A 15,138-nucleotide genomic window follows, 5' to 3' on the forward strand; every position below is an offset into this window, starting at 1 on the left:
GCGAGTTGACCCTCCCACCACGCGCGCAGTTCGGCACTCAGTCCTCGCATGGTTCCATGCTGCTGGAACCGTCATTTCCTCATGTTGCTCATGGAAAACCAACCGGAGGACAGGGCTAAGGCTACTGGGTGATGGGGATGAGTTCAGCAGTCGAGAAGTGCTGCAACGTCATCTGAGAGGGAGCACCAGTTCAACAGGCTCCATCCCCTGGTCTCGTCAGGAAAATATCTATTTGCGCTTTTCTTGGGTCAAGCCAGACTTGCATCAACTACTCGCTTCAGAGCGCGAAGGTCTCGTTGATTCTACGGGTGGAAATCTGCCGCTCAATGTCCCTGACTCGGCGAGAGACTCGGTACCCGAGGTCATACACGCCCATCAGGGTGATAAACATCTCCTGCACCCAGGCGTTATCTTTTCATGATGAATTTTGCTAAAACGAAAATATCACTTATAACTCTTTTGACATTCTCTTTTGCAAGTGGAGAATGTGTAGATAAGATGGATCCTAGTTATGACTGGATGGTCAATCAGTCAAGACTTCCGCCCGCATTGTCTATGCCTAAGAGTTTTACGATTGACTTTTTGGACAAAGGAACTATTCTAAAGAAAAGGGAGTTCTTTAAATTTAATAAAGACAAGATAGCTAAATACGTTTCTTACACTGGAAATGAAAAGATAAGCATTAATTACCAGCAAAATGGAAAAGACATGCTGGAAGGAAAGGGGCAGGTTACAAAAAGTAAAACTTCCTCTAGAGAAGTTACGCCACAATCAATGTCCAATTTAGATTCAAAAGAAAGAACAAATGCAGATTTCAGAAAAGTTTATATTAGACTAGAAGACGATGGATTTATCTTTAATGCAAATCTGTTAAATGAACAGTCTGTTGAGTGGAGATATAACACTCAAGGTCTGATGATAATGACTAAGGAGGGAAAGTGGCTAAATACTGTAATAGCTAAATTTGACGATAAATGTAGAATTGTAGGGATTTATGATAGCTCAGATGAAAGCGAAGCAAGAAACGTTTATAATTATAAATCTACAAGTACTGATAAAAGAATGGAGTATGTTGCTCCTCAACCCGGTGGCGACCAAGATGGGTTTTTTATTTTTAATGAAAGCGGTCTTCTAGAGAGAAACTTTTTTACTTTTTCAGAAGGAACTGCTGATTTTATGTACAAATACGATCAATATAATAATTGGACCGAACAAGTTTATAAGGAAAATGGAAAGTTAACCTTACGCATAGTTCGTACCTTAGAGTATTAGGTTAAAAAATATTTGATTACAAAATTTGACTCTGAAGAATCACTTCAAATCCCATCCTGGGCATAGGACAGATCGGCGAACATCACGAACTGGCTGTTGTAGCTCACCTTCACCGTGCCCACCGGCCCGTTGCGCTGCTTCCCGATGATGATCTCCGCGACCCCCTGGTCCGCCGTGTTCGGGTCGTAGTACTCATCGCGGTAGATGAACATCACGGTATCCGCATCCTGCTCCACCGCGCCCGATTCACGCAGGTCCGACAGCACGGGGCGGTGGTTCGGGCGCTGCTCGACCGCCCGCGAGAGCTGCGAGAGCACCACGATGGGAATGTTCAGCTCGCGCGCCAGCTTCTTCAGGTTCCGGCTGATGGCACTGACTTCCAGCGTCCGGTTCATCCCCGATCGCCCGCTCGTGCTGTCGACCTCCACCAGCTGCAGGTAGTCCAGGAACAGCACGTCGCACTTCCCCGCCGCGTGAAGCCGCCGGGCACGCCGGGCAATCCCCGTGCCGGTCTGATCACTGCTGTCGAAGTACTCAATGGGCAGTGCCGCGAGGGCCGGTGCGGCCTTCGCCAGGCGCAGGTGGTCCCGCTCGTTCAGGGCTCCCGTGCGGACCTTCTGCATGTCCACCCGCGCGGCCGTCGCCAGCGAGCGCAAGGCGAGCTGTTTGGCGTCCATCTCCAGGCTGCACACCACAGCCCGCTTCCCACTGCGGGCGGCGTTCTGCATCCACTGGTAACCCATCGCCGTCTTGCCCATCGCTGGGCGTGCCGCGAGCACGTACAGCGCGCCCGGCTCCAGGCCCACGATCTCCGCGTCGAGATCCCGCAGGCCCGTGCCGATGGCCTCGACCGGCCCGCGCCCGATGATCTCCAGGGCCTGGGCGATGGCCGTCTCCTGCGAGATGGACTCGGTGGATGCGCCCTGCGGCTCCAGGGGCAGCGCGATCTGCGAGGCCAGCGTGGCGAGGTCTTCGAGCGCCAGGTCGCCCTCGGTCGCGTGCCGGATCAGGTCGGTTGCTCGGCGGATGGCCTGCCGCCGCCCAAGCAGCTCGCCCAGGGTCAGCGCGTACTGGGGCGCGTAGGCCCCGGTCGCCTCCTGTGCGGCCACGCCGGTCAGGTAGTTCATGTTCACCCACGTCGAGAAGCCCAGCTCCTCGGCGCGGCCCAGGATCAGCCCGTAGTCGTCCACGGGCTTGCCCGTGGCATGGAGGTCGGCCATCGTGTCGCGCAGGTGCCGCCCGGCCTGGCTGTGGAAGGCCTCGCTGGGGAGGGCCAGCACTTCCGGCCAGGCCAACTCCGGGTCGATGAACACGCTGGAGAGCAGGCGTTCTTCGACCCCGACGTTACTGGGCAGGGGGCGGGCAGCGGTGTCGGGCAGGCTCACAGGATCACCTCGACGTGGGCATGGAACGAGGGCGGAATGAGCGGGGTGGCGTCGCTGTCGGTGACCAGGGTGCCGTTCGGGCTGACGCTGAGGATGATCATCTCCTGCCCGCCGTAACGCACCCGCTGGTCCTCAGCGAAGGCTGGCCCGCCCTCGCCGCCGGCCGCCGCGCCGCCGGGCCGGGCGGAACTTTTGGCCTTCGCCTCGATTCCGGTCTTCATGCGTGCCTGGAGCGCAGCCTGTGGGTGAGCGAAGCTGCCCAGGGTCAGGATGTTTTCTGCTGCCTCGCGCAGCAGGTCCGCGTGCCCTTCGCGGACCCACCGGGCCCACACGGCCTGCTGCCGAGCCTGGGTGACGGGGGCGGCTTTGGCTTCACTGGTCCAGTCGTTCCAAAGATTTCCAAGATCAGCACCAACAACAACATCTTCGTCGTGAGTGCCTTCGCTCAGGCCAGCGCTGATGGTGTTGATGTTGTTACGTATAGTCTTAGATAAGGAATAAATATCTTTTTCTTTATGGGTCGCATTTTGCGACCCCCCCTCTTCACGGGGCTCGGGGGTGGGGGTCGCAAAATGCGACGGCCCAAAACACGGCGTTTCTGCGGGGGGGTCGCATTTTGCGACGGCCTCAAACACGGTGTTTTCCTGGGGGGGGTCGCATTTTGCGACAGCGGCCGAATCGGCGTTTTCCTGGCGGCGGCGCATGGCCGGGGCGGCGTGTTTCGTGGGCCGTTCGGCCGGGCGGCCCCGGATCAGGAGGCGGGTCATGCTCACGAGCTGCATCCCGCCGGCCGTGTGCGCGTGGTCGCGGCTGATGAAGCCGTCCTCTTCCAAGTTCGCCAGCTGGCGGATCACGGTGCTCTTGTCCTTGTCGATCATCTCGGCGAGGACCTCGATGGGCGTCCGGGTCTGCCCCCGGTCGTCTGCGAGATCCGCCAACGCCAACAGGAGCAACTTGCCCTTGCCGACGCTCTGCTGCCAGGCCCAGCCGGTGGCGTAGCTGCTCATAGCGCCACGCTCGTCGAGAGGGCGTTCAGGGGGGTGCGGGTCAGGTTCAGGCACAGCATGAAGGGACTCCTTCGCGTCCCTGGGGTGTGCGAACCCCGTCCGGCACATTGACCGGACACGCACACCCGCGTAAAGTGTGCGTAAGGCGAACGCCTCCGCTTGGCAAAGCGGTGACAATCTCGGTAGATTCGGGTTTCTTTAGCCCCCAGACACGGTTTCGTAGACCAACTCTGGGGGTTTCCCGTTGGACGGATACACGTCGGCCAGCGGAAGTACCCTGAGCATAGCAGCCTGCATGACGTTTCGCGTTGGGGGCTGAGCGGGTCATCAGGCGGCCTGACCTACCGTGCGGGCCGCCTGCCGGAGCAGGTGGTTCAGGATGGGCGCGAGCTTGCTCACAGCCGGGCTTCTCGCTCTGCCTGCTGGCGTAGCTTCTTGGCCTTCTTGCCCATGTCGGCCGTCAGCGTGACGCTCTGGCCGCCGCTGGTCAGGGTGACGCTCTCCACACCCGGCAGGTCCGTCAGCTTCTCGACGAGGCTGCCTTCCGGCTCCTCTTCGTGCAGGGGGGCGGCGTCGCTCAGGGCGATCAGGATGCGGGCGACGTAGGGTTGCCCGACTTCCAGGAGCACGCGCTGGCCTTCCAGGCTGGTCAGTTCAAGCCCGGCTTCCTTCGTGGTGTGGGAGAACGCGCTGCGGATGGCGGACACGAACTTCAGGTCGAAGCTGAAGGTGCTCTCCTCGACCGCTGCGCCCTCGAAGGGGGCGTGCACGTCGGGCAGGGGCACCGTGTCGGGCGCCTCGCCCTCTTCGGTGTCGTACTCGAAGGCGGGTACCCGCACGAGGCCGTCCGGGCTGAGCAGGGTGCCGGTGGCCTGCTCGAGGAGGACGTACTTGCCCTTGACGTACTTGAACAGGGTCTTGATGTGTTCGGAGGGGTAGACGCGGTACTGGTCGCCGATCTTGGGCGGGAACAGGTCGCCCTCGCCTTCGAGCAGGGCAGGGGTGAGCATGGCGCTGTAGCCGTCGCTGGCGAACCAGTGGGGCTTGCCGTGCAGGTCGAAGAGGAACACGGCCGCGTTGCTCCAGGCCAGCTTGTCGCTGCTGTTCGTGAACTGGTACAGGGGCGGCTGGGCGGTCAGGGGCAGGCCGGTGGGGGGTTCTTTCCTGGGCATCGTGGGTCCTCCTGGGGGCTTCGTGTTCGAGGTCGTCGAGGTAGGTCTCTCCGGCGGGGGTGAGGGCGTACTGGTGGGCGCGGCCGGCGTGGCCGACGACCACCAGCCACCCGGCTTTGACGAGGCGGCCGAGGGCGGTGCTGCGGGCGCGGCGGCAACGGAGCCAGGGCCAGCGGGCCTGGACGCGGGCGAGGAGCTCGCCGGCGGTTTGTCCGGCGGCGCAGGCGGCGCGCAGGAGCAGGTGGGGCAGCTCGCCGGGGAGAAGGGCGACTTCGGTCATCTGAGGGCCTCCCCAGGGAAACGAACCTCTATGCTCTCCCCATGCGGTTGTCCGTGCCTGTGCAGGTCGTTCTGGCGTTGGTGCTGGTCGCCATTCTCATTGCTCTGGACGTCACCGTCTGGCCTCATGCCATGAGTACGGCCATAGGACTGGCCGTCGTCGGTCAGATGATCTGGGGCTGGCGTCAGGGGAAACGCAAAGAAGTCGGACAGGTGCTGTTGCTGATGCTGTTCGCGGCCGCGCTGTTCTTCGGTGCCGACTACATCGAGTCCACGCGCACGCCCTGAGTGCTCGTCTGGGCGCGTTTCCGTCTTGCTGGTCGGCATGCAGAAAAAGGCCCGACCCGCTAGCGTGATCTCCCAGGCCTGAGCTGCGTGGCCGCTCGCGTCGGTGCGGGTGACGGCCTGAGCCTGTCCGGCGCTCGCCACGTAGGTCAGGAAGGCGGCGGCGCGCTGGGGGGTGACGGCGAGCTGCCGGGCCAGCTCGTGGGTGGTCAGGGGGCCGTAGGCGGCCAGGGGTTCGAGGACCACGGCGTTGAGGGTGGCCACGCGCGCCTTGGGCTTCATGCCCCGGCGCAAGGGCGTGCGCTGGCGGGCGAGCTCGGCGCGGCCGGCGGTCGTGACGGTGAGGTGGTCGGGGTGCAGGTAGCCCAGGAGGATGAGTTGGCGCACGACGCGGTTGTGGCGCTCAGGCGAGTAGCGGACGCCGCCGGCCGCGCACACGGCCGCGTACAGCTCGGCTTCGGTCTGGGCTTGGGCGTGTGCGGTCGCCAGGACCAGGGCGGGCAGGTCGCCGCGCTTGAGCTCTCCGGGGTGGCAGCTCACAGCGCGCCTGCCTTCAGGACGGCCTTCAGGGCGCGTTTGCCGGCGCAGGTGCGCTCGTAGGCCACGTCGCCGCCGCGCAGGGTCGAGACGAGGTGCCCGGCGCTGAGGGCGGCCAGGACACTGCCACCAGACATGGGCGTGTTAGGAATACTGGTGTGTTGGACTGCGATTACCGGCAGATCGTTGCTGAAGCAGAGGCTGCTTGGGCGGCTTACCGGATGAGGGTGCAGCAGGACATCACTTGTGGGGCATTGACGCTGGCGGCAGGGGCGGCGTTGCAGAGTGAGCGGAATAAGGCGGCTTGGTTGCGCCAATATCTGGCTCAACGCCAGGTCCTGAAGTTGTAGACGCAGCGGCATTAGCGCACCACCTGGAAGCGGTAGGCGCAGGGGGCGCCGTGGCCGGTGGGGATGGCCTGGGCGCGGCCGGTGTCGACCAGGTGCCAGAGCACGGTGCTGCCGGTCTGCCAGCGGCTGCCGCTGCGGGCGCAGGCTTCGGGGTGCGTAAGGCCGTCCGGCGTGGCCTGGAGGGCGAGGAGCACAAGCTCAGGCGTGCACTTCTTGGTGCCGTCAGCGCGAGGCATCAGCGGGCCGCCTGGGGTAAGGAGGAAGGACGCGGCGAGGTCGAGCATGATGTTGCCCTCTGGGGCGGGATACTGAAGGGAGGTGAAATATGAAAGTTCAAGTTCAAGCGAAGCAGTTGCTCTACACGGGGGAACTGGTGAATGGTGGGGAGGATGGACAACTCGGCGAAACCCTGCGTCTGGAGGCGGGGTTTAGTCGAGTGGTCGTCCTGAAGAACGCAGTAGCTGTGGGGTTGGGAGGAACACGGCGGCACACCCTGCTGGTGATTGACGGTGCCGAAGTTCTGTCCATTGGGATTCCTGACGAGGAAGCGGATTCGGCGGCCGAGGCGACAGATGCGGAGAGCAGGCGACAGGAGGCGCAACGGCGGGAGTCCAATCGGCCCCGCTCGTAAACCTGAGCCGTGATGCGCTCCCGGAGGGCATCCACTCAATGCAAAAGAGGCGATGTGGCGCTCGTGGACCTGCTGGCGCTTGTGCAGGTTCTGCGCCGACCCCATGTAGATCCGGCCGGTGCTCCGACTCTGGACCGCGTAGACCACAGCGGTAGGGATACGTCTACTCCAGAGCCAAAGAGATGGAACACGGGTGGCCGGGTGAGTGGGCAGGGCCTTCTGGGCGTAGGGTGACCCATGGTGACGCAGAAACCGCAAGTGATTCAGCAGCAGAGTCTCGCCCGAAAAGGTAATGCTGAGTTGACCGCTTCGTTCCTGGACAAGGACCGTTACCGCTACAGACAGGGAGCAGCGCTGACCGTCGAGTTGCACAACAGAGGTGCGCTGGCCTTTAAGGTCCGGGGCGTCGATGTGGCCTGGAGAGACCGTGCCGGGGTGCCGCGACAGCTGCACCTGTTGTGGACGGGAGGGCTTGCCTCTGGAGAGAGATGGACCTTGCTGGACCCGCGCAGCTATGTGCAGTGGCGTGCGTTTGCCCGGCAAGGAGATGGGCATGAGTTTGGGCGTGGCCAGGTGGTCCACGACGTAACCGTGCGGTTGGATGACGGCGGACGGGTGCTCTTGCCATTTCAGGTGTGTTGGGGATTTGCGACGCCCGCACGTGAGTTTGGGTTTTTTCTGCCTGCACTGGCCGGAGTGACCCACAGGTGACGGGACTTGGACGGGCTCAGCACCAGGAGTGGAGTTAAGGTTTGGGTTTGTCAGGTTGCCGAATAAGCGTTTCGTAAAGATTGCGGTATGCAACTGAACCAGCCCGTCTTGTTCGATGCCGCCACCGCCACTGCTTGGACGGCCTACCAGGCGTTCGTCGGTCGGCTGGTCGAAACGCAGCAGGTGACGCGTGAAGTCGGCGAGCGGCTGTGCAGCGCCGTGGGGCAGGCCCGGTGGCACCGGGGCTACCAGCGGGAGCGCACTGGGGCACTGACTGCTCCCGCCCGCGTGGCTGTCTAAGGGGCACCCCGGCACCTTGCGAGGGGCGAAAACGCCCTGCAGGAGACAAACGCCATGACGCAGATCGCGAGCCACTACACCCCACTGAGCACCGCAGCGCCCAACCTGCACCTGGAATCGACAGCCATGGAGATGCTGCTTCTGCGGCTGCGGCTCGGGCTGGCGTCCAAAGAACCCCGCAGCCTCTCCCTGCTGGGGCTGCGCCAGCTGCTGGCGGGGTTCGGGGACAGTTCGATGCCGCAGACTGAGTTCGACGACCTGGAACGCTGGGTCGAGTACCAGTTCAGCGATCTGGTGGACTGAAGGACGCCATCCCCGGAACTCGGAGAGTGACCGCAGTTCCGCACAGGTGGACAGCAGGCGGGCGGCGGAGCGGCCGGGCGTGAGATGTTTGCTTTGGGCGGCCGGCATCATCGCCACCGCTCCGTACAGTTCGCCAGGGCACTGCCGCAGTCCGCGCGGTGGCAGATGGGGCAGACCTCCGGGGCAACCGGGCGGCGCAGCTCGGGCACCGGCCCCATCAGGAAGCGCATGTCCTCGACCTGCTCCTCACGCCAGACTACCAACAGCCCAGCCGGGGCGGGCGGCGTGTCCGGTAATGGGACAGTTACGGCCGGGCCGCCCCGGTCACCCCCTTCGCGCATGGCCGGGGCGAGGAGGCACAGCAGCGCCAGCAGGGAGGCCAGCACCAGCAACACCCACACCAGGATCATCGGCGCTCTCCCAGCACAGCCCAGGCGCTGACCAGCGACCCGATGACGGTCAGGATCAGGTCGCGGCAGGTGACCCCCAGGGCCATACCCACCACCAGCACCACCAACAGCAGCAGCACCTGCCGCCCGGTGCCGGGACGGGGCGTGGGAACGCTCACGCTGCCCCCCAGTACGCGCGCTGCCCCGCCATGTCGCGGTCCCAGGTGTCCCCGGAGGTTCCGGCGTGGGCTGCCTCAGCGCGGTAGGCCTGCGCCACCCGGTCGGCGCGTACGCCCCGCGCCGCGCGCTGCGGCGTGCAGGGATCGGCCTGCACTTCGCTGACCACGCACAGGAAGTGCAGGCGCGAGAGCCGTTCCAGCCGGGTCACGCTGCCCCTCCTTCGGCGGCTTGGGCTGCCTCCGTCAGATGCATGGCGAGGGTGCGGGCTTCCAGGAACGTCAGGTTCAGCGTGACCTCGGCCTCATCGTCGCTGTCACGCAGTTCCAGCAGCATGGCGTGGGGCAGATGGAGAATGACCGGCATGTGCTGTGGGTCGGCTTCCTGCCGTTCGTTGACTTCTAGCCGGGCATAGATGTCGGTGACCTTCTCGCCGTGTAGGTCGGCTTCGTAGAGACTCACGCGGCACCACCCAGGCGTGCGGGTGCGGCCACCGGCACCAGCGTCTCGCGGAAGGCGTTGACGAAGGCCAGCGTCTCGAATGCGCCGTTGATGCGGGGGCGCAGGGCGGCGGGGAGGGTCACCGGATCGTGTTGAATGCTCACGCCGTGCTCCCGGCCCAGGCGGTCGAGGGTACGGAAGAGCTCGCCCTGAGCGCAGGAGGTCACGCTCAGCTCCGCGCGGCTGCCGTGCAGGGCAGGCAGAGGCGGGAAGAAGGCGATGGCCGTCTCACCAAAGCTGGGCCAGGCGTGGGCACGCACGGGGAAGTGGGCGCGGGCGGTACGGTGGGTGGTCTTGTGGCGTATCATCTTCGTACTCCTTTGCCCCCCGCAGATGCCCTCAGAAAGCAGCGGGGGGCGGGCTTTTGGTTACTTGCGAGGCGTGGGCTGGAGCGTAGGGGTGGGTGGGACTCCGCAAGCAGGACCGATTACGTTTTTACTGGTAAATAACGTTGAACATAATTGCTCTATAGGTACCTCCAATACGGCAGCGAGAGGACCAGCAATACTTAGTGAGGCGTCTTTCTGCACACCTTGCTCTTGTTTCTGGATGGTCTGGACTGCCACGCCCGATAGGGTGGAAAGCTGTTGCTGGGTCAGCTTTTTCTCCTCCCGGATAGTTTTGAGGCGGTCAAGATTGAACATCGTACAGGTACTTTACGTTTCTATGGGTATCCTGTCAATACTATAACCAGTAAAAACTTTGAATACCCTGGAACCACTGAACTACCCTTCCCGTACTAGTACGGAAATGACAGGGGCGTATTTCATGACCAGAGGTAGATCTACAACTAAGCTCGCACCGCCTTGGTCCATCGCGCTGAAGGTGCGGCGTGTCCAGCTCGGGCTCTCGCAAGAGGCTATCGCTGACGCGACTCAAGGTGTCGTTTCGCAGAGCACCATGTCATCTCTTGAAGTTGGCCGGCAAGAGTTGACCGATTTGGCATATGTACGGGTCGTTGCTCTTGCCCGTGCACTGAACTGGTCGCTGGCCGAGATGCAACAGGCTACTGGGGTAGACCTGGGCCTGACTGAAGCCGCTCCCCTTCCTGCTGTCGCTGAGCCAACGCCCGTCTACAGTCTCAAGGCCTTGGGCGCCCCTGAGCCACAGCCGGACGGCGTGAACATGACGCCCAACCCTGGCCCGCACCCGGCCCACTGGCGCCAGACGTTCATGGATGGCACCGACATGGACCCGCGCATTCGCGACGGCGAGAGCATCTACTACGACACCGACAAGGTCAAGCCGGACAAGGGCGTCTACGTGGTACGTCACGACGGCCGCGCCCTGGTGCGCCGCTTTTCCCAGTTGCCGACCGGTCCTGCATGGACAGCCGACAACCCGGCGTTCGCCCACCAGTTCATTCCCGACAGCCCTGCTGTCACTGTCCTCGGCAAGATTTACCGCGTGGTTGGCATCCGCGATGGTAAGGCCCTCAACTAAGGAGTCGATACGCGATGCCCGCCAGCCTCTTTCTCCCCCGCAGCCCTCTGCAAACCCACTACACCCTCCAACTGTCTGGCATCGTGCAGGCCAGCATCCCTTTCGCCCCGGCGGATGATGACGATTTCGACCTGATGCACAGTGTGGAGATCATGTTGCGTGGCACGCAGTATCAGCCGCACGCGCGGGCCTTCCAAGTGACGGGTAGCAGTATGGACGATGGTACGGCGCGGGCGATCCGGCATGGAGACATCGTGCTGGTGAACAGCCGGGACGCGTTCAACACCTCGCGACCCTGCCTCTTCGAGACGCCGAACGGGTACATCATCAAGAGCCGTTCGCTGCTGCGCGGGAAGCATGTGCTGGTGAGTAAGAACCCGGAGGTGGCGCCGATTGTGGATATGACGGACATCCGGCCTTGTGGGAGCGTATACGGGGTCTACCTGGGGCCGTACCGGGTGCGCCTGCTATAGCAGTAGATCCTCGACATGCACTGGGGGTAATGGGCTGAAGGCGGAAGTTGCACCGCACATCTTCATCATCGACCTTTTATCTGGCTCTGTCTAAAAACCACTGTGGGTTGAAATGTATACGAATATTGCCTTTGCGATGGCCTTCATGGGGCCCCTTGTGCTGGGGCTTCTGCTTGGCCTCTACCATAAGAAAATCATCCCGGTTGTTGCCGTCGTGGGAGTCATCACCTGTTACGTTCTCGCTGTTCCAGTTATCGGCTCAATCGATACTCGCGCTGCCAACGAAGTCGCTATGCGGGAACGGCAGGCGGCGCGGGCGGCAGCACGGGTGGCGGTCAGGACCTCGAACGTCGTCACCTTCAACGAAACCGTAGATCTTCAGTCCGCCCTTAGCGACATGCCCCAGGCTGTTGAGGTTTCGGTCAAAGCATTGTCCGTTTACCAGGCCAGCCAGAGGACAAAGGAGTTCGTTTTCTCCGACGCTGGGCGGGGGATGGAGGTCGGTATCTACTTTTTTCATCCAGAAAATCAGTATTGGTCAGATGGTGGCTATCGGGGCCCTACAGACCCTCTCAAGACAGAGCAGATCAATGACGCATTGGTAGAAACCTTCTACCTTCCCAGGGTAGAGGCTACTTCCAAACAGAGGCAGTCGGGAAGATCCGAACTCGTGCCACAACGTCCCGCATTATATGTGGTCGGTGTCACGGTTCCTATACAGGGAGCAGCCCCACTCAAAGCCCACTGTCACGGTTCCGCAATCAGCCCGGCTGCCCTCGCTGAAATGCGCGCCATTTGCGTCACCCTCACGGCCCGGGCCTTATCGACGGGCACGACCATGCCTTGAGAATGGCACTCCTTGTGTGTCAAGTCTTCGCACCTTCGAGGTAACAGAATGGTGACTGAATAGCCTCTCTCCGCACGATCCTTTATATCTAGAGCTCTGACCCAAACAATGACATTGATCAGCTGGTTGAATTGCTGTCTAAAGTAGTTGTCTTTTTGACAAACGCTGGGGTAGCTGTGGGTGCACGAGCTTTCAGCGTAAAGACGGCTTCTGAATAGTACAGATCACTCTTTGCCCCCTTTTTCTACGAGCAAACCCATGTGCCGCATCATTTACCACAAGACCAGAAAAACGTGCAGCTCACTGCTATGACGTAAGCCGAGAGCACGTCACATGTTCCCAACACCCCACCAGCTCCGGCGTACGCTGGGGCAAGGAGAGACCATGCGCCAGGTGATCGTCACCGAATTCCTCACCCTCGACGGCGTGCTGGAAGACCTCGACACCTGACAGAAAAGCTGGCACAGCAAGAGGCTTACGGGCCTCTTCCTTTGCCGCACGCCCAGCCCACCAGAACCACCCCTATTTCCGGTACACCATCACCCGACGTTCTGGGGGTACCGACCGAGGCGAGAAGCGGGCAGACCGGTCACCGACCACCTCACGCACACTTGATTCAGCCCTATAGGCCGCGACCACCTCGTCCGGGTCCCGTTGCGCCAGGTACCGGGCGTACAGCAGGCCCTGACCGATCCGCGAGACGGGGAAGTCCGGGCAGAACAAATGTGGGCGCGTCCATTGCTGCGCGACGACCGCCACATCCGTCACCCGGACCAGATCAGACCACGCTGGCACGCTCTGGCCGTGGTGGATGGGCGCCTCCAGGGGTTGGTGGACCTGAAACAACCAAGTGGCTCGGTCACCGTGAATAGAGGCCAGAACGCTGTGGATCCGCCGTTCCAGCAGGGCAGAGAGCGGCATATCTTCTTCAAAGACCAGCAGACACCAGTGGTCGTGGGTGTCGTCGCCCATGCTGACGCTTTCCCGGTCGAACGCGACCTGCAGCGCGCCTGGGCGCATGACGCTCTGCACATGGGTCTGCCAGCGCGCTTGCGCCTCGTCCGTCTTTGGGGCGGGGGGCGGCTCAGAGATGTGTTGGTTCCTCCGTGCTGTTCGTAGACCTTGTCCGACGAAGACCAGCAGCACGATCAGGACCAGGATTGCAGCTCCGCCGAGAAGTTGAAGGAACCAATGGGGTGGGGTCATGACGCCCAGGGTATAGAGCTATCTGCGTGACCTGGGGGGAAAGGGCTCAGGAGGAGTGACGCGGTACGTGGGTCCAGTGGCGTTATATCCCTCCAGGGGGAGCCTCAAAGTGCGGTCGACAACCTCAACAGCGGCAAGAGCATCGGCCGCCTGGATCGGCGCACACCCTGAAAAAGCAGACGTGATCGCAGCCTTAGAGGCCCTCAAGCGTCAGGATGGGCTGCCCCTGTTGACCTACGGCAGCGCCACGTTCGTCCAGACCCTGCTGCGGCATGGGCTGGTGGACGAGCTGCGGCTGATGATCTACCCCGTGGTGCTGGGCAGCGGCAAACGCCTGTTCTCGGGAGAAGACCGGCTGTCGCTAGAGCTGATCGAGTCGAGACCCTTCGGCCAGGGGGTCATGCTCCTGACGTATGGGCCTGGGGGCCGCTGAGCGTCAGCTCGTAGGAAGACTGCGGTATCCAGCTCAAGGACGCCCTCGACAGGTGCTCGTGGCGCGAAACACCTTCTTTTGGGCGTGTCTGACCGGTAAACTTCAGGCTGCCAAGATGGAGATTGAATTCAAGAAACACGTACACCGTACGGTGTACGTGTTTCGACAAGGCGTGGTTCTTCTCCAGAATCTTTTGCTATATCCGTCCTCTTGGATCTTGGCGCGGTTTGGTGTCACTCATACCGCGTTTTCCCGATGCGTGAGCCTGACGTGGCCTGGAGTTGGCGGTAGGGCTGGAATTTACTCTTAGTTCTACCATACATCTCAGATTCAGGTCGGCTTTATGTTTCTAGTAACAATGCATGTTGTGCTCTAAGTCTTTTAATGATATTTGTCTGTTTTGCGCAGTGCTAAAGCTTGTTCATATGAGGAAATATGACCAGTGCTTCATCTCGACTCAACAACTGGTTGGGCGAGTTTGGCATCCAATTTACGACACAGCCGTAAGTGCTTACTACGTCAATCTGGCCTAAAACTGCCAAAAATTCATATAATTCGTCAGCACTAAGATGTTGAAAATGCTCTGCATCTATTTCAGTTAGAAGATCAAACCCGTAGACAACTATCGATATATTAAAGAGCCCCTTTCCTACCAGCTCTTGACGCGGTTTTCCCGGAACAAATTCTTTGCCTTTAGAAATTGCTACCCAGTTTCTAAACACCTTTCTTGCTTGTTTGAAAGGTAAAACTTTGTACTCTGTGCGCGAGTATTCCCAGTATGGTTTTAGACTCAATAGAGAGGGAATAACCCCAGAGGTGAAAGCGTGTAGAACGTTATTTCTATGGGCGGCGTTTCCAAATGATTGTTCAAAAGAGCCTTAGATAGTCACTAGGCCATATGTTTTGTAAATGATGTCTTATCTCCTTTGTATCCTGTATAATTAAATCTAGTCTGATGACAAAACCAGTAAATACTCTACCGTTTAAAATTTTTGAGGTTAAGGGTATCCAAAATATGCAAACAGCTGCATAAATGAGTATAACTCCCACTATAGGCTCTAAATCATTCTTTATCCACCAATCAAAAGATAAGAAAACAGCAAAGAATATGATTGGAAGTGGAAGAAGATATATAGCATATCTTATATATTTTCTTCCCGATGTTGCATAACCATCCCTAATCATTTATACATCACTGTCGAAAGCTCACAGCTTGCCTGGAGGCTGGGCTCGGTCATACTGCGCTTTGATAGATGAGAGCAAGACATCAAACTGACAGTAACTCAAAAAGAACTCCATCCTGCCTTGACTGCGTGCCTGGGCGGGGTGAGGCTCTTTATGACTCAGAAGTTGCACCTCGCGTAGGACAATGAATAGCCGTGCTGGCCGAGAAATTCTGCGTTTTTCGTGAAGAAGTGCAGCAAGCGGTTGAGATAC

General features: G+C 60.3%; 23 protein-coding genes. 9 read left to right on the plus strand and 14 right to left on the minus strand.

What is annotated here, in order from left to right; translation table 11 throughout:
• Window positions 1-420 precede the first annotated feature (420 nt).
• A complete protein-coding gene (locus ASF71_RS23525; RefSeq protein WP_156372643.1) occupies window positions 421-1,272 on the plus strand; it encodes a hypothetical protein in 852 nt (283 codons plus the stop codon).
• Window positions 1,273-1,316: 44 nt separating this feature from the next.
• On the opposite strand, the gene ASF71_RS06105 is transcribed toward ASF71_RS23525, so the two are convergent.
• The 6 genes from ASF71_RS06105 to ASF71_RS06130 all read right to left on the minus strand — a co-directional run bounded on the left by ASF71_RS06105 (window position 1,317) and on the right by ASF71_RS06130 (window position 6,523).
• Window positions 1,317-2,657 carry a DnaB-like helicase C-terminal domain-containing protein gene (locus ASF71_RS06105; RefSeq protein ID WP_056296655.1) on the minus strand — a complete coding sequence of 447 codons (1,341 nt, stop codon included), beginning with the start codon at window positions 2,655-2,657 and terminating at the stop codon, window positions 1,317-1,319.
• Window positions 2,654-3,718: an Lrp/AsnC family transcriptional regulator gene (locus ASF71_RS06110; RefSeq protein WP_156372644.1), complete on the minus strand. Its 1,065-nt coding sequence runs from the start codon at window positions 3,716-3,718 to the stop codon at window positions 2,654-2,656. Before ASF71_RS06110 ends, ASF71_RS06105 begins: the two co-directional genes overlap by 4 nt.
• A 341-nt stretch (window positions 3,719-4,059) precedes the next feature.
• A complete protein-coding gene (locus ASF71_RS06115) occupies window positions 4,060-4,836 on the minus strand; it encodes a hypothetical protein (protein WP_056296661.1) in 777 nt (258 codons plus the stop codon).
• 276 nt (window positions 4,837-5,112) lie between these two features.
• The gene (locus tag ASF71_RS06120) at window positions 5,113-5,940 is read right to left on the minus strand and encodes a hypothetical protein (protein WP_056296664.1); all 828 of its coding nucleotides are present in this window, start codon (window positions 5,938-5,940) and stop codon (window positions 5,113-5,115) included.
• Window positions 5,937-6,074, minus strand: a complete 138-nt coding sequence (locus ASF71_RS23530; protein ID WP_156372645.1) for a hypothetical protein — start codon at window positions 6,072-6,074, stop codon at window positions 5,937-5,939. Before ASF71_RS23530 ends, ASF71_RS06120 begins: the two co-directional genes overlap by 4 nt.
• Before the next feature lie 224 nt (window positions 6,075-6,298).
• On the minus strand, window positions 6,299-6,523 hold the full coding sequence (locus tag ASF71_RS06130; protein WP_156372646.1) for a hypothetical protein: 225 nt from the start codon (window positions 6,521-6,523) through the stop codon (window positions 6,299-6,301).
• An 89-nt stretch (window positions 6,524-6,612) separates the two neighbouring features.
• Here ASF71_RS06130 and ASF71_RS06135 point away from each other — a divergent pair, with 89 nt between their 5' ends.
• The 4 genes from ASF71_RS06135 (at window position 6,613) to ASF71_RS06150 (ending at window position 8,232) form a co-directional block, all read left to right on the plus strand.
• Window positions 6,613-6,918 carry a hypothetical protein gene (locus ASF71_RS06135; RefSeq protein ID WP_056296675.1) on the plus strand — a complete coding sequence of 102 codons (306 nt, stop codon included), beginning with the start codon at window positions 6,613-6,615 and terminating at the stop codon, window positions 6,916-6,918.
• Between the two features lie 237 nt (window positions 6,919-7,155).
• The gene (locus tag ASF71_RS06140; RefSeq protein ID WP_056296677.1) at window positions 7,156-7,629 is read left to right on the plus strand and encodes a hypothetical protein; all 474 of its coding nucleotides are present in this window, start codon (window positions 7,156-7,158) and stop codon (window positions 7,627-7,629) included.
• An 87-nt stretch (window positions 7,630-7,716) separates the two neighbouring features.
• Window positions 7,717-7,929: a hypothetical protein gene (locus ASF71_RS06145; protein WP_056296681.1), complete on the plus strand. Its 213-nt coding sequence runs from the start codon at window positions 7,717-7,719 to the stop codon at window positions 7,927-7,929.
• Window positions 7,930-7,983: 54 nt separating this feature from the next.
• Entirely contained in the window at window positions 7,984-8,232 is a 249-nt protein-coding gene (locus ASF71_RS06150) for a hypothetical protein (RefSeq protein WP_056296684.1), read from the plus strand.
• Between the two features lie 107 nt (window positions 8,233-8,339).
• On the opposite strand, the gene ASF71_RS06155 is transcribed toward ASF71_RS06150, so the two are convergent.
• The 6 genes from ASF71_RS06155 to ASF71_RS25660 are packed head-to-tail and all read right to left on the minus strand — an operon-like array spanning window position 8,340 to window position 9,943.
• Window positions 8,340-8,642 carry a hypothetical protein gene (locus ASF71_RS06155; RefSeq protein ID WP_056296687.1) on the minus strand — a complete coding sequence of 101 codons (303 nt, stop codon included), beginning with the start codon at window positions 8,640-8,642 and terminating at the stop codon, window positions 8,340-8,342.
• The gene (locus tag ASF71_RS24670; RefSeq protein WP_200939668.1) at window positions 8,639-8,800 is read right to left on the minus strand and encodes a hypothetical protein; all 162 of its coding nucleotides are present in this window, start codon (window positions 8,798-8,800) and stop codon (window positions 8,639-8,641) included. Before ASF71_RS24670 ends, ASF71_RS06155 begins: the two co-directional genes overlap by 4 nt.
• Window positions 8,797-9,009, minus strand: a complete 213-nt coding sequence (locus ASF71_RS06160) for a hypothetical protein (protein WP_056296691.1) — start codon at window positions 9,007-9,009, stop codon at window positions 8,797-8,799. Before ASF71_RS06160 ends, ASF71_RS24670 begins: the two co-directional genes overlap by 4 nt.
• Window positions 9,006-9,260, minus strand: coding sequence for a hypothetical protein (locus ASF71_RS06165; RefSeq protein ID WP_056296692.1), 255 nt, complete (start codon window positions 9,258-9,260; stop codon window positions 9,006-9,008). Before ASF71_RS06165 ends, ASF71_RS06160 begins: the two co-directional genes overlap by 4 nt.
• The gene (locus ASF71_RS06170; RefSeq protein WP_056296695.1) at window positions 9,257-9,607 is read right to left on the minus strand and encodes a hypothetical protein; all 351 of its coding nucleotides are present in this window, start codon (window positions 9,605-9,607) and stop codon (window positions 9,257-9,259) included. The genes ASF71_RS06165 and ASF71_RS06170 overlap by 4 nt, the downstream gene beginning before the upstream one ends.
• A gap of 60 nt (window positions 9,608-9,667) precedes the next feature.
• Window positions 9,668-9,943, minus strand: coding sequence for a helix-turn-helix transcriptional regulator (locus tag ASF71_RS25660; protein ID WP_082505622.1), 276 nt, complete (start codon window positions 9,941-9,943; stop codon window positions 9,668-9,670).
• A 445-nt stretch (window positions 9,944-10,388) separates the two neighbouring features.
• On the opposite strand from ASF71_RS25660, the gene ASF71_RS24940 reads away from it, so the two are divergent.
• The 3 genes from ASF71_RS24940 (at window position 10,389) to ASF71_RS06185 (ending at window position 12,062) form a co-directional block, all read left to right on the plus strand.
• Window positions 10,389-10,742 carry a S24 family peptidase gene (locus tag ASF71_RS24940; protein ID WP_235514161.1) on the plus strand — a complete coding sequence of 118 codons (354 nt, stop codon included), beginning with the start codon at window positions 10,389-10,391 and terminating at the stop codon, window positions 10,740-10,742.
• Between the two features lie 14 nt (window positions 10,743-10,756).
• Window positions 10,757-11,215: a S24 family peptidase gene (locus ASF71_RS06180; protein ID WP_056296701.1), complete on the plus strand. Its 459-nt coding sequence runs from the start codon at window positions 10,757-10,759 to the stop codon at window positions 11,213-11,215.
• A 112-nt stretch (window positions 11,216-11,327) separates the two neighbouring features.
• Window positions 11,328-12,062 (plus strand): hypothetical protein, encoded by a 735-nt coding sequence (locus ASF71_RS06185; protein WP_056296704.1) that lies wholly within the window; start codon window positions 11,328-11,330, stop codon window positions 12,060-12,062.
• 522 nt (window positions 12,063-12,584) lie between these two features.
• Here the strand turns inward: ASF71_RS06185 and ASF71_RS06190 are convergent.
• A complete protein-coding gene (locus tag ASF71_RS06190) occupies window positions 12,585-13,268 on the minus strand; it encodes a hypothetical protein (protein ID WP_056296707.1) in 684 nt (227 codons plus the stop codon).
• Window positions 13,269-13,377: 109 nt separating this feature from the next.
• Here ASF71_RS06190 and ASF71_RS24945 point away from each other — a divergent pair, with 109 nt between their 5' ends.
• The gene (locus ASF71_RS24945) at window positions 13,378-13,701 is read left to right on the plus strand and encodes a dihydrofolate reductase family protein (RefSeq protein WP_255354715.1); all 324 of its coding nucleotides are present in this window, start codon (window positions 13,378-13,380) and stop codon (window positions 13,699-13,701) included.
• Between the two features lie 410 nt (window positions 13,702-14,111).
• Here the strand turns inward: ASF71_RS24945 and ASF71_RS23535 are convergent, their stop codons facing one another.
• Window positions 14,112-14,495: a hypothetical protein gene (locus ASF71_RS23535; protein WP_156372648.1), complete on the minus strand. Its 384-nt coding sequence runs from the start codon at window positions 14,493-14,495 to the stop codon at window positions 14,112-14,114.
• Window positions 14,496-15,138 lie beyond the last annotated feature (643 nt).

The sequence above is a fragment of the Deinococcus sp. Leaf326 genome, from assembly GCF_001424185.1.
Taxonomy (GTDB): domain Bacteria; phylum Deinococcota; class Deinococci; order Deinococcales; family Deinococcaceae; genus Deinococcus.

What these genes read in the sequence shown, in the direction of transcription:
- ASF71_RS06115 (WP_056296661.1), bottom strand. Translation starts at nt 4,836, where the DNA reads ATGCCCAGGAAAGAACCCCCCACCGGCCTGCCCCTGACCGCCCAGCCG.
- ASF71_RS06190 (WP_056296707.1), bottom strand. Translation starts at nt 13,268, where the DNA reads ATGACCCCACCCCATTGGTTCCTTCAACTTCTCGGCGGAGCTGCAATC.
- ASF71_RS23525 (WP_156372643.1), top strand. Translation starts at nt 421, where the DNA reads ATGAATTTTGCTAAAACGAAAATATCACTTATAACTCTTTTGACATTC.
- ASF71_RS25660 (WP_082505622.1), bottom strand. Translation starts at nt 9,943, where the DNA reads ATGTTCAATCTTGACCGCCTCAAAACTATCCGGGAGGAGAAAAAGCTG.
- ASF71_RS06145 (WP_056296681.1), top strand. Translation starts at nt 7,717, where the DNA reads ATGCAACTGAACCAGCCCGTCTTGTTCGATGCCGCCACCGCCACTGCT.
- ASF71_RS06130 (WP_156372646.1), bottom strand. Translation starts at nt 6,523, where the DNA reads ATGCCTCGCGCTGACGGCACCAAGAAGTGCACGCCTGAGCTTGTGCTC.
- ASF71_RS06185 (WP_056296704.1), top strand. Translation starts at nt 11,328, where the DNA reads ATGTATACGAATATTGCCTTTGCGATGGCCTTCATGGGGCCCCTTGTG.
- ASF71_RS06170 (WP_056296695.1), bottom strand. Translation starts at nt 9,607, where the DNA reads ATGATACGCCACAAGACCACCCACCGTACCGCCCGCGCCCACTTCCCC.
- ASF71_RS06150 (WP_056296684.1), top strand. Translation starts at nt 7,984, where the DNA reads ATGACGCAGATCGCGAGCCACTACACCCCACTGAGCACCGCAGCGCCC.
- ASF71_RS06135 (WP_056296675.1), top strand. Translation starts at nt 6,613, where the DNA reads ATGAAAGTTCAAGTTCAAGCGAAGCAGTTGCTCTACACGGGGGAACTG.
- ASF71_RS06180 (WP_056296701.1), top strand. Translation starts at nt 10,757, where the DNA reads ATGCCCGCCAGCCTCTTTCTCCCCCGCAGCCCTCTGCAAACCCACTAC.
- ASF71_RS06140 (WP_056296677.1), top strand. Translation starts at nt 7,156, where the DNA reads ATGGTGACGCAGAAACCGCAAGTGATTCAGCAGCAGAGTCTCGCCCGA.
- ASF71_RS23530 (WP_156372645.1), bottom strand. Translation starts at nt 6,074, where the DNA reads ATGTCTGGTGGCAGTGTCCTGGCCGCCCTCAGCGCCGGGCACCTCGTC.
- ASF71_RS06155 (WP_056296687.1), bottom strand. Translation starts at nt 8,642, where the DNA reads ATGATCCTGGTGTGGGTGTTGCTGGTGCTGGCCTCCCTGCTGGCGCTG.